At 28.3% G+C, this 22,043-nt stretch carries 21 protein-coding genes; 8 read left to right on the forward strand and 13 right to left on the reverse strand.

Going from position 1 to position 22,043, the window contains the following annotated elements; genetic code table 11:
• The first annotated feature begins 126 nt into the window (after positions 1–126).
• Together DAD81_RS16825 and DAD81_RS16830 are read left to right on the forward strand one after the other, a co-directional pair.
• Positions 127–954 (forward strand): UbiA prenyltransferase family protein, encoded by an 828-nt coding sequence (locus DAD81_RS16825; RefSeq protein WP_111709472.1) that lies wholly within the window; start codon positions 127–129, stop codon positions 952–954.
• A 10-nt stretch (positions 955–964) separates the two neighbouring features.
• Positions 965–1,774, forward strand: coding sequence for a class I SAM-dependent methyltransferase (locus DAD81_RS16830; protein ID WP_111709473.1), 810 nt, complete (start codon positions 965–967; stop codon positions 1,772–1,774).
• A gap of 47 nt (positions 1,775–1,821) precedes the next feature.
• Here the strand turns inward: DAD81_RS16830 and DAD81_RS16835 are convergent, their stop codons facing one another.
• Together DAD81_RS16835 and DAD81_RS16840 are read right to left on the reverse strand one after the other, a co-directional pair.
• On the reverse strand, positions 1,822–2,595 hold the full coding sequence (locus DAD81_RS16835) for a zinc ribbon domain-containing protein (RefSeq protein ID WP_111709474.1): 774 nt from the start codon (positions 2,593–2,595) through the stop codon (positions 1,822–1,824).
• 1 nt (position 2,596) lies between these two features.
• Positions 2,597–3,691, reverse strand: a complete 1,095-nt coding sequence (locus tag DAD81_RS16840; protein WP_111709475.1) for a Nif3-like dinuclear metal center hexameric protein — start codon at positions 3,689–3,691, stop codon at positions 2,597–2,599.
• 99 nt (positions 3,692–3,790) lie between these two features.
• Between DAD81_RS16840 and lpxK the strand changes: the two genes are divergently transcribed.
• The 3 genes from lpxK to DAD81_RS16855 are packed head-to-tail and all read left to right on the forward strand — an operon-like array spanning position 3,791 to position 6,135.
• Positions 3,791–4,828: a tetraacyldisaccharide 4'-kinase gene (gene lpxK, locus DAD81_RS16845; protein ID WP_111709476.1), complete on the forward strand. Its 1,038-nt coding sequence runs from the start codon at positions 3,791–3,793 to the stop codon at positions 4,826–4,828.
• The gene (locus DAD81_RS16850; protein WP_111709477.1) at positions 4,800–5,609 is read left to right on the forward strand and encodes a purine-nucleoside phosphorylase; all 810 of its coding nucleotides are present in this window, start codon (positions 4,800–4,802) and stop codon (positions 5,607–5,609) included. Before lpxK ends, DAD81_RS16850 begins: the two co-directional genes overlap by 29 nt.
• Positions 5,610–5,649: 40 nt before the next feature.
• On the forward strand, positions 5,650–6,135 hold the full coding sequence (locus DAD81_RS16855; protein ID WP_157961168.1) for a thioredoxin family protein: 486 nt from the start codon (positions 5,650–5,652) through the stop codon (positions 6,133–6,135).
• A gap of 591 nt (positions 6,136–6,726) precedes the next feature.
• Here DAD81_RS16855 and DAD81_RS16860 read toward each other — a convergent pair.
• The 5 genes from DAD81_RS16860 to DAD81_RS16880 all read right to left on the reverse strand — a co-directional run bounded on the left by DAD81_RS16860 (position 6,727) and on the right by DAD81_RS16880 (position 11,683).
• Positions 6,727–7,962 carry an OmpA family protein gene (locus DAD81_RS16860; RefSeq protein ID WP_111709574.1) on the reverse strand — a complete coding sequence of 412 codons (1,236 nt, stop codon included), beginning with the start codon at positions 7,960–7,962 and terminating at the stop codon, positions 6,727–6,729.
• A gap of 138 nt (positions 7,963–8,100) precedes the next feature.
• The gene (locus DAD81_RS16865) at positions 8,101–8,997 is read right to left on the reverse strand and encodes a Ppx/GppA phosphatase family protein (protein WP_111709479.1); all 897 of its coding nucleotides are present in this window, start codon (positions 8,995–8,997) and stop codon (positions 8,101–8,103) included.
• Between the two features lie 5 nt (positions 8,998–9,002).
• Positions 9,003–9,491: a SixA phosphatase family protein gene (locus DAD81_RS16870; protein WP_111709480.1), complete on the reverse strand. Its 489-nt coding sequence runs from the start codon at positions 9,489–9,491 to the stop codon at positions 9,003–9,005.
• 30 nt (positions 9,492–9,521) lie between these two features.
• Positions 9,522–10,169: a pyridoxamine 5'-phosphate oxidase gene (pdxH, locus tag DAD81_RS16875; protein WP_111709481.1), complete on the reverse strand. Its 648-nt coding sequence runs from the start codon at positions 10,167–10,169 to the stop codon at positions 9,522–9,524.
• Positions 10,170–10,219: 50 nt separating this feature from the next.
• Positions 10,220–11,683, reverse strand: coding sequence for a sodium:solute symporter (locus DAD81_RS16880; RefSeq protein ID WP_111709482.1), 1,464 nt, complete (start codon positions 11,681–11,683; stop codon positions 10,220–10,222).
• Between the two features lie 78 nt (positions 11,684–11,761).
• On the opposite strand from DAD81_RS16880, the gene recR reads away from it, so the two are divergent.
• Positions 11,762–12,373 (forward strand): recombination mediator RecR, encoded by a 612-nt coding sequence (gene recR / locus DAD81_RS16885; protein ID WP_111709483.1) that lies wholly within the window; start codon positions 11,762–11,764, stop codon positions 12,371–12,373.
• Between the two features lie 3 nt (positions 12,374–12,376).
• Positions 12,377–13,525 (forward strand): glycosyltransferase family 2 protein, encoded by a 1,149-nt coding sequence (locus DAD81_RS16890; RefSeq protein ID WP_111709484.1) that lies wholly within the window; start codon positions 12,377–12,379, stop codon positions 13,523–13,525.
• A gap of 4 nt (positions 13,526–13,529) precedes the next feature.
• On the opposite strand, the gene DAD81_RS16895 is transcribed toward DAD81_RS16890, so the two are convergent.
• The 6 genes from DAD81_RS16895 to DAD81_RS16920 form a co-directional block, all read right to left on the reverse strand.
• A complete protein-coding gene (locus DAD81_RS16895; RefSeq protein ID WP_111709485.1) occupies positions 13,530–15,587 on the reverse strand; it encodes an acetate--CoA ligase family protein in 2,058 nt (685 codons plus the stop codon).
• 16 nt (positions 15,588–15,603) lie between these two features.
• On the reverse strand, positions 15,604–16,188 hold the full coding sequence (locus DAD81_RS16900; RefSeq protein WP_111709486.1) for an indolepyruvate oxidoreductase subunit beta: 585 nt from the start codon (positions 16,186–16,188) through the stop codon (positions 15,604–15,606).
• A 6-nt stretch (positions 16,189–16,194) separates the two neighbouring features.
• Complete coding sequence (locus DAD81_RS16905) at positions 16,195–17,811, reverse strand: thiamine pyrophosphate-dependent enzyme (protein ID WP_111709487.1); 1,617 nt, start codon at positions 17,809–17,811, stop codon at positions 16,195–16,197.
• A 219-nt stretch (positions 17,812–18,030) separates the two neighbouring features.
• Positions 18,031–18,591, reverse strand: a complete 561-nt coding sequence (locus DAD81_RS16910; RefSeq protein ID WP_111709488.1) for a CopD family protein — start codon at positions 18,589–18,591, stop codon at positions 18,031–18,033.
• 8 nt (positions 18,592–18,599) lie between these two features.
• On the reverse strand, positions 18,600–19,616 hold the full coding sequence (gene hemH / locus DAD81_RS16915) for a ferrochelatase (RefSeq protein WP_111709489.1): 1,017 nt from the start codon (positions 19,614–19,616) through the stop codon (positions 18,600–18,602).
• A 4-nt stretch (positions 19,617–19,620) separates the two neighbouring features.
• Positions 19,621–20,514: an AraC family transcriptional regulator gene (locus DAD81_RS16920; RefSeq protein WP_111709490.1), complete on the reverse strand. Its 894-nt coding sequence runs from the start codon at positions 20,512–20,514 to the stop codon at positions 19,621–19,623.
• 273 nt (positions 20,515–20,787) lie between these two features.
• Between DAD81_RS16920 and hemA the strand changes: the two genes are divergently transcribed.
• A complete protein-coding gene (gene hemA, locus DAD81_RS16925) occupies positions 20,788–22,041 on the forward strand; it encodes a glutamyl-tRNA reductase (RefSeq protein WP_111709491.1) in 1,254 nt (417 codons plus the stop codon).
• Positions 22,042–22,043: the final 2 nt, after the last annotated feature.

The raw sequence follows: 22,043 nt of genomic DNA on the forward strand, positions 1-22,043 counted from the left end.
GTTAAATTAATTTATATGAGTGTCAAAATTACTGAAAATAACAGCATAAAAATAGCTTGGTTTTACTTAATTGTGATATTTTGTTAACCAAAATTTTGATATAATATTAAATTGTATTTTTGTTCGATGCCAAGTTTAAAAAGAATAATTGATTTTTATATAATTAGTAATATTCATGTTGCTGTTGCTGGGTTTTGTATTAGTAAAATTACTTTACTAAAATATGGTATTCACAATAATTTAGTGCCATTTTTTGTTGGGTTTTCAATAATATTATCATACAATTTTATCCGATTTTATGAAATTAAAACAAATAGAATGAAATGGTATAGAGTATGGCTTAATCAAAACAAAAAGTTGTTAATAACTTTACAAGTATTTTCAATCTGTTCAATAGTATTTATTCTCTTTTTTAGAACATTTGATTTAAAATCGATAGCTACTCTTTTTCCTTTTGGATTAATGACTTTTTTTTATGTTGTTCCAGTGTTTAAATTAAATAATAAAGAATTTTCATTTCGCTATTTTCCAGGGTTAAAAACATATAGTATTGCAATTGCTTGGGCAGGTGTTTCGGTTTTGTTTCCATTGTCTGAATCAAATGTAATTATTGATTTTAATGTAGTATTGGAATTTATTCAGCGTTTTTTATTTGTATTAGTTATAACAATTCCTTTTGATATTAGAGATATGGATTCAGATGCTATTAGTTTAAAAACTATTCCTCAAGTATTTGGAGTTTCAAACACTAAAAAATTAGGTTTAGTTTTATTAGTGATTTTTGTGTTAATTAGTTTATATGTTAATAAATATTTAATTATAGATGTACTTATAGCCACTATATCAGGCTTGTTTTTATGGTTTTCAACTAGCGATAGATCTAGATATTATACAGGCTTTTGGGTAGAATCTGTTCCTATTATTTGGTTGTTTTTATTGTTAATATTGAATTAAGAAGAGAAGAATGAAGAAAAAATTAGAATGTTATTTTGAAGTAAATAAAGATACTTGGAATAAAAAGGTTGAAATTCATAAAAAATCTGAATTTTATGATTTAGAGTCTTTTAAAAAAGGGAAATCTTCTTTGAATTCTTATGAAATTAATGAATTAGGAGATGTTAAAGGAAAGTCTCTTTTACATTTGCAGTGTCATTTTGGACAAGATACGTTAAGTTGGAGTAGGTTAGGAGCAACGTGTACTGGAATTGATTTGTCTGATAAAGCCATAACTGAGGCAAAAAAGTTAAATAAAGAACTTGGACTAAGTGCAACTTTTATTGAAAGTAATTTATATGATGTACCTAAAAATGTGTCAGGGGAATTTGATATTGTTTTTTCATCTTATGGTGTAATTACTTGGTTGCCAGATTTGAAAAAATGGGGAGAAATAATTGCAAGTAAATTAAAAAAAGGAGGTGTATTTTATTTAATTGAGTTTCATCCAATAATTTGGATGTTTGATTTTTTACAGGCTCCACCTAAATTAATATATTCATATTCTAATAAGAAGGTTATTTATGAAGAATACAAGGGGACTTATACAAATAATGATGCTGATATTATAAGTAAAGAATATGCTTGGAACCACGGATTGGGAGAGGTGATTTCGGCCTTAACTTCAGCAGGTCTTGAAATAGAATTTTTACACGAATTTGAAGAATCTCCTTATAACATTTTTCCTGATATGGAAAAAACAAAAGATGGTAAGTTTCAATTTAAAGAAAGTGAAAGATTGTTTCCTTTATTATTTTCAATAAGAGCTATTAAGAAATAAAAAAGGCTTCCAATTGGAAGCCTTTTTTATTTCTTAATGTTTTGAAACTATTTTAATAAGTTGTTGATTTTTTCTTTTTCTTCTTCAGCTAAAGCTCCATCAACTAAAATTCTTCCACTATGCTCATCCGTAATTATTTTCTTACGACTTGCAATTTCAACTTGTCTTTGAGGTGGAATTGTAAAGAAAGAACCTCCTGAAGCACCTCTTTCAATTGAAACAACCGCTAAACCATTTTTAACAGATGTTCTAATTCTATTGTATGCTTTTATTAAATGATCATCAATTAATTCAGAATATTCTGCTGATTTTTTTAGTAATAATTCTTCTTCTTTAATGGTATCACCCATAATATCGTTCAACTCAGCAGATTTATGTTTCAATAAATCGTCTTGTCTTGCAATTTTTTCTTTAGTAGAAGTAATTATTTCATTCTTTTGCTCAATTTTAACCTTATATTCTTTAATTCTTTTTTCGGCTAATTCTATTTCAAGCTCTTGATATTCAGTTTCTTTACTTATAGAGTTAAATTCTCTATTGTTTCGAACCTTTTTTTGTTGCTCAGCATATTTTTTAACCAATGCATTTGCTTCTTCGATTACTAATTTTTTTCCAGAAATCTCACCTTTCAAATTTTCAACATCCTTGTCTAAATTAGAAAGCCTTTTATTTAGGCCAACAATTTCATCTTCTAAATCTTCAATTTCTAAAGGTAGTTCTCCTCTTACATTCTTAATTTCATCAACTCTTGAATCAATTAATTGTAAGTCGTAAAGCGCTCTTAATTTTTCTTCAACAGTAACTTCTTTCTTTTTGGCCATATTATAAGTAATAAATTGGATTTGTGTTTTTTTCCGATAAAATGATTGCAAAATTAGGAAATTTTTTCGTAAGTATGTCTACTAAAAGATTTTTTGTGTATTGTTCACTCTCATAGTGGCCTATATCTGCAATGACAATTTTGTTTTCTGCTTGATAAAATTCGTGGTATTTTATATCTGATGTTATGTAAATGTCTGCTTTAGAGTTAATTGCGTTTTTTATAGCAAAGCTGCCTGAGCCACCTAACACTGCAATTTTTTTTATAGGTTTATTTAATAGTTTTGAATGCCTTATGCCTTTTGCGTTCATTTTTTTCTTTAAAAAAGTTAAAAAATCAGCTTCAGTTTGTTCATTTGCTAATTCACCTATCATACCCATACCAATATCTTGATTGTAATTTTCTAATGAAACAATATCATATGCAACTTCTTCATAAGGGTGCGTTTCAAAAAGGGCTTTAAGAATTGAATTTTCGTTATGTTTTTCAAATATTACACTAATAAATGTTTCGTTTTCAGTGTGTATTATACCTTTTTCACCTATAGTTGGATTCGAATTTTCATTTCCTTTGTAAGTTCCAAATCCTTCTGTATTAAAACTACAATTATCATAGTTTCCAATATTTCCGGCACCCGCATTAAATAAAGAATTTCGAACTAATTCAGCGTTTTCTTTTGGAGCGTAAGTTGTTAATTTTTTAATGGTGTTTTGCTGAGGAATTAGTATTTTTTTATTTTTAAGCCCTAAAACATCACAAATTTTAGCATTTACACCTTCTATTGAATTGTCAAGCGCAGTGTGCATAGCGTAAATAGCAATTTCATTTTTAACGGCTTTTAAAACAACTCGTTCTACATAATTATTACCATTTAACTTTTTTAAGCCTGAAAAAATTATGGGATGAAAACTAACTATTAAATTACACTTTTTTTCAATGGCTTCATCAACAACATTCTCTAATGTATCTAGAGTTACCAAAACTCCAGAAACAGGTGTTTGGTAATTTCCTATTAATAAGCCAACATTATCAAACCCTTCAGCATAATTTAAAGGGGCAATTTCTTCAATACAATTGGTGATGTCTTTTATTGTCATAATATTAAAAATAATTCCAATAACAAAGGTAAATTTTACACGATAAAGTTAAAGTATTTTATCATAAATATTATAATATGTTTTGTATTTTCGCTTTTAGTGAATTTACTAAGAAAAATATTATATCCATTTTCATTAATATACGGTTTAATTACTCGTATTAGAAATTTCCTATTTAATAAAGGTGTGTTAAAATCTACCAAATTTAAAATCCCAGTGATTGTAGTTGGTAATTTAAGCGTTGGTGGCACAGGGAAAACTCCACAAATTGAATATTTAGTTAGGTTGCTTAAGGAAGACTATAAAGTGGCAGTTTTAAGTAGGGGATATAAAAGAAAAAGTAAAGGATTTATTATTGCAGATGAAAATTCAAATTCAGATTTAATTGGAGACGAACCTTTTCAATATTTTAAGAAGTTTAAACAGGTTATTGTAGCTGTTGACGCGGATAGAACTAACGGGATAAAGCAATTAAAAAATCTTAAAAATCCACCAGAAGTAATTTTATTAGATGATGCTTTTCAACATAGAAAAGTAGAAGGAGGATTTAATATTTTATTGACACCTTTTAATGATTTATATGTAGATGATACGCTTTTGCCAACAGGTAATTTAAGAGAACCTATTTCTGGAGCTAAGCGAGCACAAATTATAATTGTTACAAAATGTCCAGAAAAGTTAACTGAAGAGGAACAATTTAAAATTGCAAAAAAATTAAAACCAACACTTTCTCAAACCGTATTTTTTACTACTATTTCTTATAGCGAAAAATTGAAAGGGGAGTCAGAAATTGGAATTGAAGATATAAAAGGGAAGTCAGTTTTATTATTAACAGGAATTGCAAATCCAACCCCTCTTGCTGAATATTTAAAAAAGAAGCAAGTGAATTTTGAACATTTAGATTATCCAGATCATTATAATTTCACAAAAGATGATTTAGATTTAATCTCGGGTAAACTGAAATCTTTGAAAGGGGAAATTATGTTAATATTAACAACAGAAAAGGATTATGTACGTATCTTTGATAAATTAAAGAATCTTTATTATTTATCAATAAAAACACAATTTATAAATCATGAAAATGATTTTAATAACATATTAAAAAGCTATGTGGGAAAAAGTTCAGGAAACAGTTAATTTTTTAAAAGAAAAAGGAATAAAAACTCCAGATTTTGGAATTATTTTAGGAACTGGTTTAGGTAATTTAGTTGAAAAAATAACTATTGAAATTGCTATTCCATATGATGAAATTGTGAATTTCCCAGTTTCAACTGTTGAAGGGCATTCAGGGGAATTAATTTATGGGAAAATTGGTAATAAAAAAGTTATTGCAATGCGTGGACGATTTCATTATTATGAAGGTTGGTCTATTCATGAAACTGTTTTTCCTGTGAGAGTTATGAAATATTTGGGGGTTGAACAGTTAATAGTTTCAAACGCGTCTGGAGGAGTAAACCCAGCATTTGAGGTGGGGGATATTATGGTAATTACAGATCACATAAATTTAATGCCTGAGCACCCGTTAAATGGAGCTAATGAGAATAGATTTGGACCAAGATTTGTTGATATGCACGAAGCTTACAGTAAGAAAATGATATCTAAAATGGATGTTGTGGCTGAAAAATTAGATGTTCCATTACATAAAGGAATATATTTAGCCTTGCAAGGGCCAACTTTTGAGACGCCTGCAGAATATAAAATGGTGAAAATTTTAGGAGCTGATGCCGTAGGAATGTCAACTGTGCCAGAAGTTATTGTAGCTAAACATATGGGAATGGAGTGTTTTGGGGTTTCTGTAATTACAGATTTAGGTGTTGAAGGTGTGGTAGAGTCGGTTTCACATGAAGAGGTGCAAGAAGTTGCTAAAAAATCAGAAAAAATTGTTGGTAGATTAGTGGAAGAATTTATTAAATTATAAATTTGGCATTATATTGGAAGTGATAATGAAAATAATTAGTATGAAGAAAGTAATATTTAGTTGTGTTTTTACCATTGGAATTTTTTTTCAAGCAATTGGACAAGATAGTTTTAAAGAGAACAATATTGAAGATAATATTGAGGTGAATTGGGAAAAGGATTATTCTAAAGCTGTTAAATTATCTAAATCTTCTAAAAAACCATTATTAATCTTTTTTACAGGATCAGATTGGTGTAGTCCTTGTAAAATGTTAGTTGCTGATGTTTTTCAATCAAAAAAATTTAAAAATTTAAGTGAAGATGATTTTGTTTTATATGAAGCAAATTATCCAAGGAATAAAGATTTAGTGTCAAAATCTCAGAAAAGTAATAATGAATCTTTAAAAAGGAAATTTAATATAAATACATATCCAACAGTTATTATTGTAAATTCAAAGGAACATGAATTGGGTAGATTAAAAGGTTATAATTTAATGAGAGATACAAGTTATCATTATTCCTTCTTTAAAGAAACTCTAAATAAATAAAATTTAAAAGAACCACCATCGGTGGTTTTTTTATGAATAAACAGTATAGATTTTATAACTCTATAAGTTTTTTTACGTTTCTATTAATCCATCTTTCAGTATAATAAAGACCATAAGACAATCTATTTGTTAATTATATGTGTTTAAAATGGTTAAAGTTTTAAATAGTTAAAAATCTAAAGCTCTAGTTTTAAATAAATCTTGGATATTATATTTAACAACTCTACTAATTGTATTAGTATTAAAAATTGGAGCTGTTTAGTTTGAATAAAGAAAGTAAATGTGTATGAATAACTACTTAAGATTTATCGGTAAGTTACTTTCTAAATTTAAGTTAATAGTTTAAATATTACATTCCGTTTATTTTTAATAATTAATTTACCTTTAATAGAAAATTTCTTTAGTAATAGTTTTCATTTTGAAGGAATGGCTTTGTCTAAAAAATATTGTAATAGTATTTATTCTGTCTGAATTTCATTGAATGTAATATCATAAATATTTTCTTATAGATTATTAAATTAAAGAATCAACGAATAATTAAAACAAAAAAAACCGCCATTGGCGGTTTTTTATAAATAAACATTTTAGTTCTTATTGATTTACAACTCTAAATGTAGTTCTTCTGTTAGCTTTATGTTCTCTTTCTGTACAAGAAACGCCATCAGCACATCTGTTTGTTAATCTTTTTTCACCATATCCATTTGCAGTTAATTGACTAGAATTAATTCCTTTTGAAATTAAGTAGTTAGAAACAGCTAAGGCTCTTCTTTCTGATAAATCTTGGTTACTTACTTTTGAACCTCTAGAATCTGTATGAGATTCAAGAACTACAGCAACACCTGTTTTTAATACAGGAAGTAAACGAGTATCAATAATTCTTTTAGCTTCAGGCGTTAAAGATGCACTTCCTAAATTCCAATTGATAGGTAATATACTTGATTCTGTTAATTTACAATCAACTTCTTTCCAAGTAGTTAATCCACCTTTTTGAACTAATACTTCTTTAGAAACAGTTTTATATTGTGCAGGAATAGTTTTATCTGTAGAACTTGCGTCTCTATCTAAAAGAACTTTTGTGATAGTAGCGTATTCTGCAGGGATTTCAACAACTCTTGTACTTGGAGGTGTTACCATAACAGTTTTCTTAATAACTTTAGTTACTTCAGGAATCTCAACTCTTCTAGTTGTTGGTTTTGTAGCAACTACCGTTTTCTTATATGTTTTATTAAATCCAGGTACAGAACTTCTTGAAACATAAGCATCTTTATCTAATAAAGTTTTAGAAATAGTTACATATTCTGCAGGAATTGGTTTATAACACCAGTATCTACAGTCGTTAGGATCACTAGATTCACAATCAGGAGCCACATCACTCATTTGCCAAGTTGCAGAGGCTGGTTTAATTTCAATAGTTTCAGAATCAGATTTAAATATAGCTGGTGTTACGTTTAATTTAGATCCATCTTCTTTAGCTGTATAAGTTAAAGTTTCAGATCCGTATGAACCTGCAATAGGCTCTAATCTGTAACTAGCTTCTTTTACAACAACAACAACATCTCTAGTAGAATAAGTTGCAGGAACAATCTCTAAACGTTGACTAGCTTCTTTTACAAGTACTCTTTCAGTAGTTGTTTTGTAAGTTGCTGGTGATGTTGAAATTGTTTTGTAAGCAGCTTTGGTTTCAATTGTTACATCTTGGTTTTTCCAAACATCAGGAGTTTTACATCTTACGTAACATTTTCCAGGTTCAGGATTTGAAGGTAAATCTTGTGAATAAGCACTTGCTCCAAAAATTAACAAAGTAGCGGATAGTAATAGTTTTTTCATTTTCATAATTAAATTAAATAGGTTAAGTAAATATATTTAGATTTTCTAAACGATTTCTAACTTATGACACGCAATTTTTAAGATAGTCACAAAACTTCTTAAATTTAATGAAAAAAAAAAGGAAAAATAAGTAAAAGTTTATATTTTTTTGAAATAGAGGCTTTTAACAATGCCATCTGCAAGTCCAATTTTTGGAACATAAATCTTTTTAGCATTACTCCATTTCATTGCAGATAAATATATTTTAGTTGCAGGAATAATTACATCGGCTCTATCTGGGTTTAAATCGAGTTCTGAAATTCTTTCATCATAACTCATCTTTTTTAAGAAATGGTATTGCGCTTTCATATAAATTAATGAGAGTGGTTTGCCAATTGGTTTTCCAGAAAGTTTAAATATTTTATTAATATTACCTCCAGAGCCTATTAAAATAGGTTTATTTAATTTTTGAGTATTGGCTTTTATCCAAACTTCCATGTGTTCCCATATATCCTTAAATGATTTTTGTTTGTTAAGTAAACGAACAGTACCTATTTTAAAAGATTTAGAATTTATTATTTTTCCGTTAGAAAATATTGTAATTTCAGTACTGCCTCCGCCAACATCTACATAAAGATAAGATTTGTCATTTTCAATTAATTCTGATAAATCGGTAGAAAAAATAATAGCAGCTTCTTTTTTACCTTCAATAATATTTATTTTAACAGATGTTTTTTCAAAAATTTCATTGGCAACGTCTAATCCATTTTTTGCTTCTCTCATTGCTGAAGTTGCACAAGCATAATAATTTTCTACACCATGAACATCCATAAGAAGTTTAAAAGCCTTCATAGCTTTAATCATTCGTTCTTTATTTTCATCAGAAATGAAGCCTTTTAAAAAGGTGTCTGCTCCTAAGCGAATTGGAACGCGAACCAAAGCTGATTTTTTAAAACTTTGATTTCCTCCTTTTTCATATGTTATTACATTTGATACCAATAAACGAATGGCGTTTGAACCAATGTCAATTCCTGCTAGTTTCTCAATTTTTAACATGTAAATTATTTGTAGTTTTTTGGGAATTCCGTTAAAAACGTATTTCCAGATTTAATATTTTTCCAATGGTTTGTGTCAAATTTAATTCCAACAACTCCACAAGTTGGTACATGGTCAATTTCTTTACTTCCAAATTTATTCACAAAAGTATTTATACCATGATCATGACTGAAAATAATAGCTGAATCAAAACTATCATCTAAAGCTTTTACGGTTTTAATTAAATAACCATCACTAAAGTTATAAAGAGATTTACTTATTCTAAGATTGGCTAAAGGGTAATTAAAAGTGTAGCTAAAAATCATTCCAGTATGTAAGGCTCTATTTGCACAGCTTGAGATAAATACATCTGGGGTGGCAATTTTTTTATTTAAAACGTTTGATATTAAATAAGCATCATTTATACCTCTTTTTTTTAGAGGTCTGTCAATGTCTTTAATACCTTTATATGTCCATGAGGATTTAGCGTGTCTTACTATATAAAGTGTCTTCATATTGGGTTGTTGAGGTTCAAATATAAATAATTAAGGGGCTAATCTTTCAATTTTCCAATTAAAATCTTCTTGTAATGTGTATCTTATCCTATCATGCATTCGGTTTGGTCTACCTTGCCAAAACTCTATACTTATTGGTTTTACAATATACCCACCCCAATGTTTAGGCCTAATTATTTCTTTGTTTTTAAATTTTTCTTCATATTTTTTTAAACGATCATCCAAATAATTTCTTGAAGGAACCGGTTCACTTTGTTCTGATGCCCAAGCTCCTAATTTACTTCCATCAGGTCTCGATTCAAAATAACCATCAGATAAGTTTTCCGAAATTTTTTCTGCAGTACCTTTAATAATTATTTGTCGTTCAACGTTATTCCAAAAAAAGGATAAGCAAACATTTGGATTATTTTCAATAGCTTTTCCTTTTTCACTATTATAATTTGTGTAAAAGATGAAACCTTCCCAAGTGTATTTTTTTAATAAAACTACTCTTGATTTTGGGAATCCATCTAATCCAACAGTAGATATAGTCATAGCATTTGATTCTATATCACCACCAAATTGATCAACCTCAAAAAACCATTTTTGAAATAATTCCATAGGGTTTTCCAAAATATCATTCATTGAGAGTTCAATTTTCTGGTAATTTCTTCTATAATTACTTAGATCTGTTTCCATAAGGCTAAATTAAAAATTCTTTAATAAAATTAAATTCATTTAAAAAGTTTTTATGAATTTGTTTTTTTTATTGCCAATAAACCTACAAATGTTATTAAGCCATTAACTATTAAAAGCTCATAGCCAAAAATATACCCATTAAATAGTTGAGCGGAGTAACTATTTAAAATATACGTTACGATTACTGAAATTAGGGCAATTGCCCAAACTAAATTATCTTTAATATTAATTTTAGTGAAAATACCAAAGGCAAATAGCCCAAGAAGAGGTCCATATGTGTAAGACGCAACTTGAAGTACACTGCTTATAACGTTGTCTTCTAATACATATTTAAAAATAATAATAACAATTACTAAAACTGCTGAAATTACAATATGTGTTCTTTTTCTAATTGCTTTTTGTTTTGATTTTTCTTTGTTTTCAATATCTAAGAAATCAATACAATAAGATGTTGTTAATGAGGTAAGAGCACTATCCGCACTTGAATAAGCAGCGGCAATTAAGCCTAAAATAAATACTATACCGATAGAACTTCCTAAATTACCATTTAATGCAATTTCAGGAAATAATAAGTCTGTTTTAATACTGCCATCAACAACAGGGACTTTTATTCCCATTTTTTCAGCATAAATAAATAATAATGCACCTAATGTTAAAAAAACAAAATTTACTAATATTAAAACAAACCCTAGTGAAAGCACATTCCATTGTGCTTCTTTAGTGTTTTTACAAGTTAAGTTTTTCTGCATCATATCTTGATCTAATCCTGTCATTGCAATTGCAATAAACATTCCTCCCAAAAATGATTTTACCAAATGTTTTTTACTATTAAAATCATCAGTAAAAATAATTTTGCTGTATTTTTCAAATTCACTAGAAGCTAATAAATCAGATATAGACCAATTTAAGTTGTTAAGAATAATAAATATGGTTGAAACAACGGCAATTAACATGAACAGTGTTTGCAATGTATCTGTCCAGACAATAGTTTTTATGCCTCCTTTAAATGTGTACACCCAAATTAGGAGGATTGAGAGAATTACAGTAACCTCAAAAGGAACATTCCAAGCATCAAAAATAAAATATTGTAAAACTGATGCAACTAGAAATAAACGAAATGAAGCACCTAAAACTCTTGAAATGAAAAAGAAAAAAGCTCCTGTTTTATGAGATGTTGGGCCAAATCTATGTTTTAAATATTCATAAATTGAAGTAACCTTAATTTTGTAGTAAATTGGGATTAAAACGTATGCAATAACAAAATACCCAAATAAATACCCGATAACAATTTGCATGTAGCTAAATTGAGAGCTTTGTACCCAACCAGGAACAGAAATAAAAGTTACTCCAGAAAGTGACGCTCCAATCATACCAAAGGCTACAACATACCAAGGAGATTTTTTATTTGCTTTAAAAAAAGTATCATTACTATCATTTTTTCCGGTGAAATATGCTATTAATAAAAGAACACAGAAATAAATAATTATTAAGGAAAGAATGTATACAGGTTGCATTAACTTATTTAATATTTGTTAGGTGAACAAAGAACGTAAAATTATTGAGAATATCGTTTGAAATTGTACATTTGCTGAATGAATTTTTCTTCCAAACTTTTAGAAAATGCTGTTAATGAAGTTTCTCAATTGCCAGGTATTGGTAAAAGAACAGCTTTAAGATTGGTTTTGCATTTATTAAAACAACCCGAATCACAAACGCATCAATTGTCAAAAGCTCTAAATAGTTTAGTTGATGAAATTAAATTATGTAAAAAATGTCATAATATTTCCGATGTTGACATATGTGAAATTTGTTCAAACCCTTCTAGAAATGAAGAGGTAATTTGTGTGGTTGAAGATGTACGTGATGTTATGGCAATAGAAAATACGGCCCAATTTAAAGGTTTGTATCACGTTTTAGGAGGTAAAATTTCACCAATTGAAGGAATAGGTCCTCAAAATTTAACTATTGAAAGTTTAGTTGAAAAGGTGAAAAAAGGAGTTGTAAAGGAAGTTATTTTTGCATTGAGTTCAACTATTGAAGGTGATACTACAAATTTTTACATTTTTAAACAGATTGAGAAAGAAGGGATAAAAACTTCAACAATTGCACGAGGAATTGCTGTGGGAGATGAATTAGAATATGCCGATGAGATTACGTTAGGAAGAAGTATTTTAAATAGAATACCATTCGAAAATTCATTGTAATTTATGGATATATCAGTTGTAATTATTAATTATAATGTACAATATTTTTTAGAACAATGTATATTAAGTATTTATGAGTCTTCTAGGAATTTAACTGTTGAAATTATTGTTGTTGATAATAATTCTGATGATGATTCTTGCGCTATACTAAAGGAACGATACCCCAATGTTATTTTAATTGAAAATAAAGAAAATGTTGGGTTTTCAAAAGCCAATAATCAGGGAAGTAAATTAGCTAAAGGAGAGTTTATACTAATCTTAAATCCAGATACAGTTATTGGAGAAGGTACTTTAGATAGTATTATAAGCGTTGCTCGTAAAAAACAAAATTTAGGTGTTTTAGGTGTAAAATTGATTGATGGTTCTGGTGAGTTTGCTCCAGAAAGTAAACGGGGAATCCCAACTCCAAGCGTCTCGTTTAATAAACTTTTTGGAATTTCAAGTAAACAAACATGTAAGTATTATGCAACTCAATTAGGTGAAAATGAATCTGGAATTATGGATGTTGCTTCTGGTGCATTTATGTTTTTAAGGCTTAATGTTTTTAAAGAAGTAAAAGGTTTTAATGAAGATTATTTTATGTATGGAGAAGATATTGATCTTAGTTTAAAACTATTAAATAAAGGATATCAAAATTATTATTTAGGTAATACTAAAATAATACATTTTAAAGGTGAAAGTACAAGGAAAGATACAAAATATTTAAACTATTTTCACGATGCAATGCGTATTTTCTATAGAAAACATTTTAAATTTAATAAGGTTTATGACTTTTTTATGAAGCTAGGTATTGAATTTTGGTATTTGTTAAAATATTTAAAATTTAGAAAAGAAAAAACAATATCTAAACCCATAAGAAATTTATTGTATCTAGGAAATGATGAAACTATTGTAAACCATTTAGATAAAAAATATTTAGTCTTAAAAGGTAAATTAATTGATGATTACTTAAAAATAAAAACAGTAGTGAAAAACAAGAATATAGATACTGTTGTTTTTGATAATTCAGAAATTTCTTATAAAAAAATAATAGAACATTTTGAAGTTTTAAAAAGTGAAAAAGTAGCATTTAGAATACACCCTAAAACAACCAATTATTTAATAGGGAGTTCTAGTCCTAATGTAAGAGGGCAGGTAGAAATTATAGGCTAAAAGGTTACTTTTCTATTTTAATTCTTGCATCTACAGCTATTATTTCTTTAGAGTTTCCAATTAATGGGTTTAAATCTAGCTCAATAATTTCAGGAGCAATTGTCACTAAATTCGAAACTTTTAAAATGATTTTAGTAAAGATATTTTCACTTACTCCTTCTTGATTTCTTACTCCTTGAATAATTTTATATGATTTTAAACTTTGTATCATTTCAATAGCTTCATTTTTTGAAACAGGAGCCAAACTAGTTTTAATATCTTTTAAAACTTCAATATAGATTCCTCCTAAACCGCATAAAATTAAATGACCAAAATTACCTTCCCTTTTTGCACCAATAAACAATTCAATACCTTTTTTCATAGGTTGAATTAAAACTCCTTCTACATTCTTAATTTGCATTAATTTTTGATATGAGTGCGTTAATTCCTTTTCTGAATTTATGTTTAAAATAATTCCTCCAACATCCGATTTATGAATTGGTCCAACAACCTTCATAACAACAGGAAACTCTATTTTATTTAAAATTCTGGAGCACTCACTCAATGTTTTACAAATAAATTCTGGAACGGTAGGTATTTTTGCTGCTTGAAGAATTTTTTTAACATTATAAGTGTTTAAATAACCATTTTCCGAATTATCAATAATTTTCCGAATGTTTATTCTATCTATTTTTTCTGTTGTTTTTTTTCTAATTATTGCTTTTGAAGTATTGTAAACCCTACCTAACGCTTCACCAAATAAAACTTCATCCGGAAAAGAAATATTTCCTTTTGAAATAAATTCATCTATTTCATTTTTTACATTTATAACAGAAGGCATTATAGCAAAAATTGGTTTTTTGCAAGTTCTAATCTTATTATGTAAAGTTTCATATACATCGTAAACTTCAAACAAACCCGGACTTCCAAAAATAACTACTATAGCATCTATTTCAGAGAAATGATGCTCACAATAATCAATAATAATTCCTAATTGTTCTGCATTTCCTGTTGCTAAAAAATCAATAGGATTAGCAACTGAAGATCCATGATATAATTGAGTTAATAATTCTTCACTTTTTAAATTATCTAGTTTTGGAACATTTAATCCGTTTTTTGAAAGTGTATCAGTTAACATTACTGCGGGACCTCCAGCATGTGTAATTATAGCAATGTTATTCCCTTTTAATTTAGGGTGCGTAAATATAGAGGCTACATTAATTAACTCATTTCTGCTATAGCACCTAACTATTCTTGCTTTTTTAAACAATGCATCTACCGCGAGATCTGAATTTGCGAGCGCTCCAGTATGTGAACTTGCAGCTCGGCTTCCAGCCTCAGAACTTCCCGCTTTTATTGCTGCTATTTTACAACCTTTTTTAACTAATGATATAGCGTGTTTTAATAGTTTTTGAGGGTTTTCTATACTTTCTATATATAATAATTTGATCTTAGAACTTGTATTAGAATCAAAAGATTCATCCAAATGTTCTAAAATTTCTTCAACTCCAATTTGTGCTGAATTTCCAACAGAATAAACACTTGAAAAAGTTAAGCCTGTAGATTTGGCAGCTTCAATAATAAAAACCGCTGTAGCTCCTGAACCTGAAATAAAATCTACACCTTTTTTATTTATTTTGGGAATAGGAGAGGTGAAAGCACCTGCATAATTTTGGTTGATTAAGCCAATATTATTAGGGCCAAGTAATGTTCCACCTACAGCATTAATTTCTTGTACAATTGCATGTTCCAATTTTGCTCCGTCTTCATCCTTTTCGCTAAAACCAGCTGAAAATATTATAAAACCTTTTGTGTTTTTATTTTGAGTTAATTCTTTTACTGTCTCTAAAACATATTTTGAGGCTATTGCTATAATTGCTAAATCAACTTCAGGAAGTTCATGTATATTTTGAAAACATTTTATGCCTTGAACACTTTCTGCCTTAGGATTAACCGCAAATAATTCTCCCTTAAAATTATTATTTATTAAATTTTTTAAAACACTTCCTCCTGGTGTTTTTGTGTTATTAGAGGCTCCAATAATTACAATACTTGAGGGGTTTAAAAGCTTTTTGTTTAGCATTTATTTTAGATTCAATTTATAAAACTAAGTTAGAAGTAATTTCTTTTCCTTTGTTAAAAGCTTCTAAGTTTTTATTTATAATTCGCTCACCTTTTTTTTCGAACAATGTCTTTATTGCAGTTTGTAAACTTTCATCGCTAAGGGGCAGCAAATGTGCCACAGCTCCTAATAATACAATATTTGTAGCTTTAGAATTTCCCAATTGTTTTGCAATAGCTTTTGCATCAATTAAAATGGTATTTGGATGTGATTTTATTTCAGAATATAGTTTTTCTAATTCAGGGTAGTTTGTAATATTCATAAATGGATTACTATCCGTAACTAAATATCCTTTCTTTTTTAAATATGGTAAATAACGTAATAACTCCATTGGTTCTATAGAAATTATAATATCTGCTTTTCCTAGTGGAATTAAATCTGAAAATATTTCTTTATTAGAAATGCGAACATGACTAAGCACAGCACCACCTCTTTGGCTCATACCATGTACTTCATTTTGTTTTATGTTTAAATTTGAATTCAGAGCAGCAGTATCTAAAATTGTTGCAATAGTTAAAATACCTTGACCTCCAACTCCTGCTAAAATTATGTTTGTTTTCATATTTTTCTAATTTAAGATCATTTGTTGCTCCTTTTTTATTTTATCTTTTTTATCTTTTGATAATTGTACACAAGGACGTTGAGCAATTACTACAGAAGTACCTTTGTAATTAATTTCGTTTCTTATTATATCAATGTTTTTATCTAGGTTTTTATGAAGAGGAGTGATAATTTTTAAATGATTTTTATCAACGCCAATACCTTTACAAATATTAATTAACCTACCAGAAGCTGCTGAATCTTGGGCACCTGTCATTGCAACTGCAGAATTATCTGAAATTATTACTGTAATAGGAGAATTTTCAATTACAGCATCTAATAAACCTGTCATTCCAGAATGCGTAAAAGTTGAATCCCCAATTATAGCAATTGAAGGATGAATTCCTGCATCAGAGGCTCCCTTAGCCATATTTATTGAAGCTCCCATATCAATTAACGTATTAATGCTTTCATAAGGAGGAAGTACACCAAGTGCATAACAGCCAATATCTCCAAAAACTTGTTGTTGTGAATTTTCCTTTTTCAATTTGTTTATTGCTTCAAACAAATCTCTATGAGCACAGCCAACACAAAGTTCAGGAGGTCTACCAGTTACTATACTAGGGATATCTTCTGTTATTTTATCATTAAAGCCCAATGCATTTGCAATATTATCGGGATTTAATTCTCCAACTCTATTAACATGTCCAGTGAGTCTGCCTATTACCTTTTTATGTTCACTAAAATAATCAGAAACTAATTCTTCAATAAACGGAGCACCATCTTCTAAAACCAATATTTTTTTACATTTATCAAATATTTTTTTTACTTGCTTTTTTGGGAGTGGGTATTGCGATATTTTTAAGATTGGGTATGGGCACTTATCATCCTCAAAATTTTCCAAAACGTAATTGTATGCAATTCCAGAGGCAATAATTCCAATAGAAGTATTTGGCCCGTCTATATATTTGTTGAATAAACTATTTTCTGAACTCTCTTTAGAATCCGTTTGTATTTCAATTAAATGTTGATATCTGTTTCTAGCATATATTGGTATTAATTGAAATTGATGAGGGGTTTTAGGAAGATTAATTTTGTTTTGTAATTTTCTTTCTGAAACCTCAATACCAGTTCTTGAATGAGACAATCTAGTTACCATTCTTATCATAATTGGTAAACCCATTTGTTCTGATAAATAAAAGGCATATTTGGTTATATCATAAACTTCTTGTTGATTTGAAGGTTCTAAAATAGGGATCATTGCAAAACGACCATAATTTCTTGAGTCTTGTTCATTTTGTGAAGAATGCATTGAAGGATCATCAGCAACTACAACAACTAAACCACCATTAATTCCAGAAATGGACATATTCATAAAAACATCTGCAGCCACATTTAATCCAACATGTTTCATAACTGTCATAGCTCTTTTTCCAGCATATGACATTCCTAAAGCAGCCTCCATAGCTGTTTTTTCGTTAACAGACCATTTGGAGTGAATGTTTAATTCTTTTGCCGTTTTAGATTTTTGAATGTATTCTGTAATTTCCGTTGAAGGTGTTCCGGGGTATGAATAAACCCCTGAAATTCCGGCATCAATTGCTCCTTGCGCTAAGGCTTCATTTCCTAATAACAGTTTTATCATAATTAATGAAATTATAAAGTTGATTTATTATGACATTAAATTTACGAAAACGTTTTCGGGTAAAGTGTGATTTTAATCACTAAGTAATTAAGTGTCTTAAAATTACAATTCGATATTTTTAAGGATGTAATGGGTTTATTTAAGTATAGTTAATATTTAAGAAATATTAATTAAAGAAACGTATTAAAGTATAATTTACGTTATAGATTTAATAAAAATTTAATTGATTTTATTTGATTCCCAACTTTTCTTTTTTCGTATGTTTTTATAAAGTTTTACTCCTAACATTAATAAAATGGAGACCCCAACAATTCCAACAACTCCAAAAATCCAATCAAAAGTACTTTTAAGAACTACTAAAAATACACAAGAAAATAAAATTAAAGTAGCTACTTCATTCCATATTCTCAAAGCAAAAGAAGAATATTTTAATGATCCTTTTTCAATTTGATTGTACATAATTTGGCAAGACCAATGATAAGCAAAAAGTAAGGCTACGAAACTAAGTTTAATTTGCATCCAACTTTGTTGAAGCCAAACAGGTTGTAAAACTAGTAACCAAATTGCAAAAAGTGTAGCTAAAACAGCCGATGGCCAAGTAATAATATACCAAAGTCTTTTTATCATTAATTTGTACTGAGGTAGAAGAATATTTTTAGAAGTTTCATCTTTTTCTTCAGCTTCTTTGTAATATATAAAAAGACGAATTATATAGAATAATCCTGCAAACCAAGTGGTAATAAAAATTATGTGAAGTGATTTAATGTATAAATATTCCATTGTTTAAATTAATTAGTTGCCCAAGTATTAATCCAACTAGAAAGTGTTTTAATCCATTTTTCATCTTCATTTAAACAAGGAATTGCAGTAAATTCTTCACCACCGTTTTTAATAAAAGAATCTTTAGCTTCCATTCCAATTTCTTCCAAAGTTTCCAAACAATCAGAAACAAAAGCAGGTGTTACAACAGCTAATTTTTTTAACCCATCTTTCGCAAAATCATCAATAACAAAATCTGTATAAGGTTTAATCCAAGGATCTCTACCTAATCTTGATTGAAATGATACACTATAGTTTTCTTCTTTCAAGTTTAATTTTTCAGCAACTAATCTTGTTGTTTCAAAACATTGGTGTCTATAGCAAAATTCATGTGCAGGAGAAGGTGTTTTACAACAACTGCCATCTAATTTACAGTGAGATTTTGTAACATCTGATTTTCTTATATGGCGTTCTGGAAGTCCGTGATAAGAAAAAAGTAAATGATCTGGTTTTGCTTTATTTAAGGATTTTCCAATATTTTCACTTAGAGCTTCAATATAATCTGGTCTGTTATAAAACGCAGGAAGATCGCTTAAAGTTACTTTTGGAAAGTGTTTTTTCACTAATTTGTCTGCAAAGGCTAAGATAGTTTCTGTAGATGCCATTGCAAATTGAGGATATAGAGGTACCAAATAAATTTCTGTTACTCCTTGGTCAACTAATTTTTGAATACCTGTTTTTAAAGATGGTTTTCCATAACGCATTGCTAATTCAACAGGAATATCAACTTGTTCTTTCACCTTTTTATGTAGTCTTTCAGAAAGTACAATTAGAGGAGAACCTTCATCCCACCATATTTTTTTGTAAGCGGCAGCTGATTTTTTAGGACGAGTATTTAAAATAATTCCTTTAACTAATAATGCTCTAAAAAAATAAGGTTTATCAATAACGTATTCATCCATTAAAAACTCATCTAAATAATTTTTAACATCTTTTACTGAAGTACTATTTGGTGATCCTAAATTAATTAATAAGGCTCCTTTCATTGTGTTATGATTTTGCAAATTGTTTTGGTGTTATTCCGAATTTTCTTTTAAAAGCAGCAATAAAATGACTTGAATTACTATAGCCCAAATTTAAAGCTATTTCATTTACATTTAATTGCTGTTCTTGTAATAATTTTTTAGCGAGTTCCATTTTGTAATTTAATAAGAATGTAAATACAGGAGCTCCATAAAATTCTTTAAAATCAGTTTTTAATTTTTTTATATTTAACCCAACTTTTTTGGCTAATTCATTTAGTGAAGGTGGGTTATTCATTTCTTCAATTATAATCTCTTTTGCTTGTTTAATTTTACTAATTGTCTCTTCACTAGCAATATATGGGCAATTTTCTGTTTCGGTCTCAGCATTTGAGCTAAAATAATAGCTTAATAATTCATATACTTTACCTTTTATATATACAGTTCTTAAAGATTGATTTGTTTGTTTTGTTTTTAATTGGTTTAAAATTAAACCAATAGAAGGATTTATTTCTTTGGGTTCAATAATTGGTTTACCTGTTTTAAAACTACTAAAATCAAAAGGGATATTTCCTTCAGTAGAAAATAAAGAATGGAAATACTCAATAGAAATTAAAACACCAATGAGTTCAGATTTTGGTGTAATTTTAAAAAGAACATCCATAGTTTCATCTTTAAAATAAACCATAGTAGAATTTCCAGATTTAATTGGAACAGCACAGTGCTCCATATTAATGGCAACCACATTATCTCCGTGTAAACTAAAGTATATTTGAATATAATTTGTGGTTAAATTCTTTTTTAATAGTTGTGTCTCATCACTTAAATTATTGAAATAAAACACTTTAAATGTGCTTTTCTCGTTAAATATTAAATAAGAACTTTTGTCGATGTTTTTATAGTTGTTTGTATTTGGTTTCATTGGTGATTTTTATAAAAAAGATCTTAAACTAGGGCAAAAATACAATATTTATAGCTTTTCTATTAATATATTCAATTTAAAAGTGTGACATTTGTCATATTGGAAATAGTAGTATTTTGCCTATGTTTGCAGCAAAACACAGTGAAAACACTAATTTAGAATGTTTCTAAATTAGAATTAATAACTTATATCGATAATAAAAGTACTTTTGTCGGTATTTTGGCAAAAGGTAAATATGTACTTTTGTCGATACTTATTAGGATAACCAATTTTATGGGATTAGATAGTTTACCAACTAAATTGTACAATGTAGGTTTAAGTTATAAAAAAGCCGATGTTAAAGTTAGAAGTGCGTTTAGTGTTTCTAAAAAAAATCAAAAGTTACTTTTACAAGAAGCTAAGGATAAAGGTATTGACGGTATTATTGTTCTGTCAACTTGCAATAGAACAGAAATTACAGGTTTTGCGAAGCATCCGTTTGAATTAATTAGTTTGTTAGTTAAATACTCAAACGGAAGTGTTGAAGACTTTATAAATGTTTCTAATGTTTATAAAAATAAAGAGGCAGTTGCTCACTTATTTAAAATAGGGACTGGTCTTGAAAGTCAAATATTAGGTGACTATGAAATAGTAGGACAATTGAAGGAGTCTTACAAGTTGGCCAAACAAATGGGGACAACAAATACGTATTTAGAGCGTATTATGAATTTAGTTTTACAAGCCAGTAAAGAGGTTAAAAATAAAACAAAATTAAGTTCGGGAACTACTTCAGTAGCTTATGCGGCGGTTCAATATATAATTAAACACGTTCCAAATTATCAGGATAAATCTATTTTAGTTTATGGGTTAGGAGAAATAGGGAAAAATACGTGTAAAAATATTCTTGAATATACGAACAATAAAAATATTTCTTTAATTAATAGAACAACAGCTAGATCTATTGAATTTAAAGAACAGCATCCTGAATTAGGTATTGAAGAGTTTAGTTCATTATCAAATAGTATAAATGATTCAGATATTTTAGTAGTTTCAACTGGCGCAAATAGTTTTACTGTTACAAAAGAACATATTCATTCAGAAAAAAACTTGTTGATTTTAGACCTATCAATGCCTGAAAATGTTGATGCTAAGGTAAAAGACATGAAAAAAGTTGATTTAATTAATGTTGATGAACTTTCGAAAATTACAGATGGAACTTTAGAAGTAAGAAAAAATGAAATTCCTTTAGTTGAAAAAATTATTGAAAAATATCAAGAAGAATTCAATGATTGGATTTCAAATAGAAAGTATGTTCCTGCAGTAAATGCATTAAAGGAATCCTTGCAAGCAATACAGCAAGATGAAATTGACTTTCACTCAAAAAAATTAAAAGATTTTAATGTTGAACATGCTGAGTTTTTAACTAACAGAATGATTCAAAAAATAACTACACAATTTGTTAAACATTTAAAAGCTGATGAGACTTCTGTTGATCAGAGTATAAATGTTATAAGCAAAATATTCTGCAAAGAAAAAACCGAAGTTTAAGA

This window comes from Lutibacter citreus, from assembly GCF_003260195.1.
GTDB lineage: Bacteria > Bacteroidota > Bacteroidia > Flavobacteriales > Flavobacteriaceae > Lutibacter > Lutibacter citreus.

Excerpts from the sequence above, each read along its gene's own strand:
- DAD81_RS16880 (WP_111709482.1), bottom strand. The coding sequence starts at position 11,683 with ATGCAACCTGTATACATTCTTTCCTTAATAATTATTTATTTCTGTGTT.
- DAD81_RS16840 (WP_111709475.1), bottom strand. The coding sequence starts at position 3,691 with ATGACAATAAAAGACATCACCAATTGTATTGAAGAAATTGCCCCTTTA.
- DAD81_RS16865 (WP_111709479.1), bottom strand. The coding sequence starts at position 8,997 with ATGTTAAAAATTGAGAAACTAGCAGGAATTGACATTGGTTCAAACGCC.
- DAD81_RS16835 (WP_111709474.1), bottom strand. The coding sequence starts at position 2,595 with ATGGCCAAAAAGAAAGAAGTTACTGTTGAAGAAAAATTAAGAGCGCTT.
- DAD81_RS16920 (WP_111709490.1), bottom strand. The coding sequence starts at position 20,514 with ATGAAACCAAATACAAACAACTATAAAAACATCGACAAAAGTTCTTAT.
- DAD81_RS16825 (WP_111709472.1), top strand. The coding sequence starts at position 127 with ATGCCAAGTTTAAAAAGAATAATTGATTTTTATATAATTAGTAATATT.
- recR (WP_111709483.1), top strand. The coding sequence starts at position 11,762 with ATGAATTTTTCTTCCAAACTTTTAGAAAATGCTGTTAATGAAGTTTCT.
- pdxH (WP_111709481.1), bottom strand. The coding sequence starts at position 10,169 with ATGGAAACAGATCTAAGTAATTATAGAAGAAATTACCAGAAAATTGAA.
- DAD81_RS16895 (WP_111709485.1), bottom strand. The coding sequence starts at position 15,587 with ATGCTAAACAAAAAGCTTTTAAACCCCTCAAGTATTGTAATTATTGGA.
- DAD81_RS16890 (WP_111709484.1), top strand. The coding sequence starts at position 12,377 with ATGGATATATCAGTTGTAATTATTAATTATAATGTACAATATTTTTTA.
- hemA (WP_111709491.1), top strand. The coding sequence starts at position 20,788 with ATGGGATTAGATAGTTTACCAACTAAATTGTACAATGTAGGTTTAAGT.
- DAD81_RS16830 (WP_111709473.1), top strand. The coding sequence starts at position 965 with ATGAAGAAAAAATTAGAATGTTATTTTGAAGTAAATAAAGATACTTGG.
- DAD81_RS16900 (WP_111709486.1), bottom strand. The coding sequence starts at position 16,188 with ATGAAAACAAACATAATTTTAGCAGGAGTTGGAGGTCAAGGTATTTTA.
- DAD81_RS16850 (WP_111709477.1), top strand. The coding sequence starts at position 4,800 with ATGTGGGAAAAAGTTCAGGAAACAGTTAATTTTTTAAAAGAAAAAGGA.
- DAD81_RS16855 (WP_157961168.1), top strand. The coding sequence starts at position 5,650 with ATGAAGAAAGTAATATTTAGTTGTGTTTTTACCATTGGAATTTTTTTT.
- DAD81_RS16860 (WP_111709574.1), bottom strand. The coding sequence starts at position 7,962 with ATGAAAAAACTATTACTATCCGCTACTTTGTTAATTTTTGGAGCAAGT.
- hemH (WP_111709489.1), bottom strand. The coding sequence starts at position 19,616 with ATGAAAGGAGCCTTATTAATTAATTTAGGATCACCAAATAGTACTTCA.
- DAD81_RS16870 (WP_111709480.1), bottom strand. The coding sequence starts at position 9,491 with ATGAAGACACTTTATATAGTAAGACACGCTAAATCCTCATGGACATAT.
- DAD81_RS16905 (WP_111709487.1), bottom strand. The coding sequence starts at position 17,811 with ATGATAAAACTGTTATTAGGAAATGAAGCCTTAGCGCAAGGAGCAATT.
- DAD81_RS16910 (WP_111709488.1), bottom strand. The coding sequence starts at position 18,591 with ATGGAATATTTATACATTAAATCACTTCACATAATTTTTATTACCACT.